This is a genomic window from Geminicoccus flavidas (assembly GCF_009806515.1).
In the GTDB taxonomy this organism is placed as follows: domain Bacteria; phylum Pseudomonadota; class Alphaproteobacteria; order Geminicoccales; family Geminicoccaceae; genus Geminicoccus; species Geminicoccus flavidus.
Genome location: NZ_WUJP01000717.1, coordinates 1 through 5,641, shown reverse-complemented (window position 1 = coordinate 5,641; position 5,641 = coordinate 1). Strand labels below are relative to the sequence as shown.

Sequence of the window (5,641 nt, the reverse complement as noted above, 5' to 3'; positions counted from 1 at the left end):
CAGCCGGCACCGCTCAGGGTGTCGCGAAAGCGCCGGAGCGCCAGGGCGAACAGGACCGAGCCGATCAGGATCAGCGCCAGGAATTGTGGCCAGACCACCGCCAGCCCGGCGCCGCGATACAGGATCGCCTGGGCGAACATGACGAAATGGGTCGTGGGTGCGGCCAGCATCACGTACTGGACGAATTCGGGCATGCTTTCCCGGGGCGTGGAGCCGCCGGAAAGCATCTGCAGCGGCAGCATCACCAGGATCAGCAGGAGGCCGAACTGGGGCATCGAGCGCGCGATCGTGGCCAGATAGATGCCGAGCGAGGTGGTCGCCAGCAGATGCAGCGTGGCCCCGGCCAGGAACAGCGTGATCGAGCCTTCAATCGGCACGGCCAGCAGACCCTGCACGATGAAGAGGAGGGCGAAGGCGCAGGCTCCCAGCACGACCAGGGCCATCGACCAGATCTTGCTCGTCATGATCTCGAACGGCGTCACCGGCATCACCAGGAGATGCTCGATGGTGCCGTGCTCGCGCTCGCGGATCAGGGCGGCGCCGGTGAGCACGATCGAGAGCATGGTGACGTTGTTGATCACCTGGACCACCCCGCCGAACGAGGACTTGTCCAGGGTAGGGTTGAATCTGGCCCGCAGCGCCAGGTCGACCGGCGGCGTCGAGCTTGCGCGGTAGCGCTGGATGAACGTCGTCACCTCGTCCAGGACGATGGTCTGGATATAGCCGCTGCCGGTGAAGGCCTGGCTCATGCGGGTGGCGTCCACATTGAGCTGGAGGGTCGGCCGGCGCCCGTCCAGGAGGTCGCGCTGGAAGTCCGGCGGAATGTCCAGGGCGAACGTGTCCAGGCCCGCATCCATTCGCGCGTCCATCTCCGCGGTCGTGATCAGTTCCGGCTGGAGGAAGTAGGGCGGGTAGAAGGCGCTCGTAATGCGGGCGGACAGGGGCGAGCGGTCCTCGTCAACCACCGCGATCGCCGCCTTGTTGAGCGTCTCCGGCACCGCCGTGCCCCCTGAATAGATCGCATAGCTGAACGCATAGACGATCAGCAGCAGCATCATCGGGTCGCGGGCGAGGCTCCACAGCTCCTTGATGCCCAGGTGCAGGATGTTGGCCAGGCGCATGGCTCAGCCATCCTGCTTCTTCAGGAGCAGCACGCATAAACCCGTCAGGACCGGCACGGCGATCAGCAGCGGGATGAACGCCCCCGACAGGTCGCCGAACTGGAGGGCCTTCGAGAAGACCCCGCGCGAGATGGTCAGGAAGTGGGTGGTGGGGAAGACCTGGCCCACCACCGCGCCGGCACCCTCCAGCGAGGAGACCGGGTCGAGCAGGCCGGAGAACTGGAGTGCCGGCATCATCGTCACGATGGCCGTCCCGAAGATCGCGGCGATCTGGCTGCGCATGAAGGACGAGATCAGCAGGCCCATGGCGGTCGCGGCGAAGCAGTAGAGCAGCGCGCCCAGGGCCAGGGTCCAGAAGCTGCCGGTCAGGGGAATGCCGAGCAGGGTAACGGCGATCAGCGTCAGCAGCAGGAAGTTGAGCATGGCGAGCACCACGTAGGGCAACTGCTTGCCCAAGAGGAACTCCAGCTTCGTGGTCGGCGTGACATAGAGGTTGACGATCGAGCCCAGCTCCTTCTCGCGCACCACGCTGAGGGCCGTCAGCATCGCCGGCAGCAGCAGGAGCAGGAGCGGGATCACGGCCGGCACCATCGCCACCAGGCTCTCGAGGTCGGGATTGTAGCGGAACCGGGTCTCGATATTGACCGGAGCTGGCGCGGCCACCCGATCGGACAGCCACAAGGCATGCATCCCCTGCACATAGCCCCGCACCGTCTCGGCGCGCGCCGGCATGGCGCCATCGATCCAGGCACCGATCTGGACCGGGCGGCCACGCGCGATGTCACGGGCGAAGCCTGGCGGGATCTCGATGGCCAGGCTGATCTCGCCGGCGCGCATGCGCCGGTCCAGGTCCTCGTAGTCGGTGATCGGCGGCTGCTCGATGAAGTAGCGGGAGCCCGCGAGTTCCAGCGTGTAGTTCCGACTGGTCGTGGTCTGGTCGCGGTCCAGCACGGCGAAGGTCAGGTCCTCCACGTCCATGCTGATGCCATAGCCCATCACGAACATCAGGATGACGCTGCCCAGCACCGCCAGCGTCAGGCGGATGGGATCGCGGCGCAGCTCCAGCGCCTCGCGCCGGCTGTAGCTGAACATGCGCCGCGGATCGAAGGAGCGCTGCCGGCGGGGCGCCTCTTCCTGGGGCGCCGGCATCGCGGCAGTGGGGCCCGGCACGGCCTGTCCCGGGCTTTCCGCCGCGCGCTCCTGGACGGCATCTTCCAGATAGGCGACGAACGCATCCTCGAGCGAGGCCGCCCCCCGCTTCTCGACCAGGGCCTGCGGCGTGTCGCTGACCAGCACCCGGCCGGCATGCATCAGGGATATGCGGTCGCAGCGCTCGGCCTCGTTCATGAAATGGGTCGAGATGAAGATCGTGACCCGGTCCTGCCGCGCCAGGTCGATCATGATCCGCCAGAAGCCGGCTCGCGCCACCGGATCGACGCCGGAAGTGGGCTCGTCCAGGATCAGCATCGCTGGCTGGTGGATCATCGCCACGGCCAGCGACAGGCGCTGGCGCTGACCGAGCGGCAGGGCGGCCGGCAGCGTGTCGATGACGTCATCGAGGCCGAAGCGAGCGGCACTCTCGGCGATGCGCCCGGGGATCTCCTGCTCCGGCATCTGAAAGAGGCGGGCGTGCAGTTCCAGGTTCTGCCGCACCGTCAGCTCGCGGTAGAGCGAGAAGGCCTGACTCATGTAGCCGACCCGCCGGCGCGTCTCGAGGTCGTTCGCGTCGACCTCATGGCCGAACAGCCAAGCCTGCCCCTCGGTCGGCTGCAGGAGGCCGGTCAGCATCTTCATGGTGGTCGACTTGCCGCAGCCATTGGAGCCGAGAAAGCCGAAGATCTCGCCCCGCTCGATCCGGAAGCTCACATCGTCGACCGCGGTGAAGTCGCCAAAGCGCATGGTCAGGCCCCTGGCCTCGATGGCGACCTCCGCCGCCCCGCCCCTTTCCCTGGGCGGGACCACCACCTCCCGGTAGCCCTGCCGCTTCTCCTTGGGCAGCAGGGCAACGAACGCCTCTTCCAGGGCAGGCGCGCCAGTGCGCGCGAGCAGCTCCGCGGTGGTGCCGGTGGCAAGCACGCGCCCGCCATCCATCGCCACCAGCCAGTCGAAGCCCGCCGCCTCGTCCATGTAGGCAGTGGCCACCACCACACTCATGCCGGGCCGCGCCTGCCGGATGCGGTCGATCAGCTCCCAGAACTGGCGGCGGGACAGCGGGTCGACGCCAGTTGTCGGCTCGTCCAGGATCAGCAGGTCCGGGTCGTGGATCAGCGCGCAGCACAAGCCCAGCTTCTGCTTCATCCCGCCGGACAGCTTGCCGGCCGGCCGGTCCAGGAACGGACTGAGCCCGGTGCTTTCGGTCAGATCGGCGATCCGGCGCTGCCGCTCGGCCTGGCCCTGCCCGAACAGCCGGCCGAAGAACTCCAGGTTCTCCGCCACCGACAGGGTCGCGTAGAGATTCCTGCCCAGGCCCTGCGGCATGTAGGCGATGCGCGTGCAGACGGCCCGGCGGTGCTGAGAATCGGCCATGTCGCCGCCCAGCGCCTCCACCTTTCCGGCCTGCACCGCACGCGCGCCGGCGACCAGCGAGAGCAGGCTGGACTTGCCAACGCCGTCCGGGCCGATCAGGCCGACCATGCAGCCGGACGGGATGTCGAGGCTGACGGCGTCCAGGGCCACGGTCTTCCGATAGCGCTGGCTGACGCCCGTCAGGCGCACGACCGGGGCTGCATCGCGCCCAGCCGTGGCGACCGGCCCATCCGGATGGCTCATAGCGGCACGTTGACCTGCAGCCCGTCCGGCCACTCGGCCTCGGGGTCGAGCTTGATGTAGGCCATGCCCGGCAGGCCGGTCTTCACGTCCTGGATGTATTTCTGCAGGAGCTCCGGGGGGATCCGCGCCTTGACTCGGAACATCAGCTTCTGGCGTTCGTCGGCCGTTTCCACGGTCTTGGGCGTGAACTGGGCGACGTCGGCCACGAAGGTGGCGTTGGCCGGGACGACATATTGGGGAGCCGCATCCAGCACCAGATGCACCTCGGTGCCGAGCGTGACGCGGCCGGCCGCTTCGGTGGGCAGGAAGAAGGTCATGTAGACGTCGCCGAGGTCAACCAGGTTGAGCACGGTGCCGCCGGCCGGCAGCACCTCGCCCGGCTGCGCCACCCGATACTGCACGCGGCCGTCGCGCGGCGACTTCAGCTCGCTGTCGTCGATGTCCGCCTGGATCCGCTCGATCGTCGCCTTCGCCGCACTGACCGCCGCCTCGGCGTCCACGATCCGGGCCTCGGCCACCTTAATGGCGACCTCCGCCGCCGCGACCTGTGCCTTCGCCGCGCTGGCGCCCGCCCGCGCGGCCTCGAAGCTCGCCCGGTCATCGTCCATCACCTGGATGGCACCGGTGCCGCGCCTGGCCAGTTCCTCCGAGCGGGCCAGACGCCGCTCGGCTCCCTCCGTTTCCGCTTCGCGCTGCGCCACGGTGGCCACCGCCGCCTCATGCTCGGCCTTGCGCTGCACCACCAGGCTCTGCGCCGTGCCGACGCCGATGACCGCCTGCTGGAGCTGGGCCTCAGCCTCGCGAAGCTGCGCGCGCAGCACCGCCGTGTCCATGCGGGCGAGCACCTGGCCGGCCGTGACGAAATCACCCTCGTTTACCAGCATGGCCTCGACCCGGCTCGGGGTCCTCGTGGCGATGTCGATCTCTGTGGCCTCGATTCGGCCATTGCCGCTGGCGATCCCCTCGGGCAGGCCGTCTGGCTGCAGCCATCGATAGGCGCCAAAGAGGACAGCGAGCACGACCAGCGCAATGCCGCCCCGCAACAACCACTTCCTGGCATTGGTCATCGTTCAGGATGTTCCGCAATTCACCCGAGCATCAGGATCTGGCATGCTTCGCCTGTCCAGCCTGACATCGTCATCTTCTCCAGCAGGTGCGATGGGATGTCGCTCCAGGGCGGCATGAGCCGGCCGATCGTGATCCCGATATTGTTCGTGACGCTGGCCGGCTTGCTGGATGGAGAGCTCTGGCCGAGCCGGTCCTTTAGGATCTCGACGAGGGGACGGTACCGCCTCTCCCGCCTTGCGTCGATGACGGCCTGGTTTTGCCGCGCTGCCGCATGAGCGCGACGCGGAGGAGCCGCCCGCTGGTGAGCGCTGCGGGCTGTCCGGCCGGTGGCCGGAACGGGTGGGTGCTTTGCCGAAGTCCGGAACGGATGATCGACGGCGGCAACACCGGTCGGTAGACCCGAACGGAGTGCGGGGCGGTTCTCGGGCCGCCGGGTCAGAGGAACCCGCAGGTCGCCCTTCCCGCTTGCCATCCATCGGAGACAGCCAATGTCCGGCGGCCCGGCTGGTCCCGCAGAGATAGAGGTCACGCCTGAACGCTTCGATGGCGTCGCGTTCGATCTCGACGGCGTGCTCACCAAGACGGCCGTGGTGCACGAGGCTGCCTGGAAGCAGGTGTTCGACCGCGTTCTCGAGCGACGTGCAGCCCGGGATGGGCGGACCTTCGTTCCCTTCGACTGGGAC

General features: G+C 68.1%; 3 protein-coding genes and 1 pseudogene. 1 reads left to right on the top strand and 3 read right to left on the bottom strand.

Features of this window, described 5'->3' with window-relative positions:
• From EQG76_RS20565 to EQG76_RS20555, 3 genes are all read right to left on the bottom strand, one after another.
• The coding region (locus EQG76_RS20565) for an ABC transporter permease (RefSeq protein ID WP_159716206.1) at window positions 1–1,121 on the bottom strand (1,121 nt) is incomplete at its 3' end.
• Between the two features lie 3 nt (window positions 1,122–1,124).
• Window positions 1,125–3,890: a ribosome-associated ATPase/putative transporter RbbA gene (gene rbbA / locus EQG76_RS20560; RefSeq protein WP_159716205.1), complete on the bottom strand. Its 2,766-nt coding sequence runs from the start codon at window positions 3,888–3,890 to the stop codon at window positions 1,125–1,127.
• Window positions 3,887–4,957 (bottom strand): HlyD family secretion protein, encoded by a 1,071-nt coding sequence (locus EQG76_RS20555; protein WP_159716204.1) that lies wholly within the window; start codon window positions 4,955–4,957, stop codon window positions 3,887–3,889. Before EQG76_RS20555 ends, rbbA begins: the two co-directional genes overlap by 4 nt.
• Window positions 4,958–5,446: 489 nt before the next feature.
• Here EQG76_RS20555 and EQG76_RS20550 point away from each other — a divergent pair.
• A pseudogene (locus tag EQG76_RS20550) lies at window positions 5,447–5,641 on the top strand (hypothetical protein); the annotation flags it as partial.

Bases quoted from the DNA above. Each gene is read 5' to 3' on its own strand.
- rbbA (WP_159716205.1), bottom strand. From the start codon at position 3,890: ATGAGCCATCCGGATGGGCCGGTCGCCACGGCTGGGCGCGATGCAGCC.
- EQG76_RS20555 (WP_159716204.1), bottom strand. From the start codon at position 4,957: ATGACCAATGCCAGGAAGTGGTTGTTGCGGGGCGGCATTGCGCTGGTC.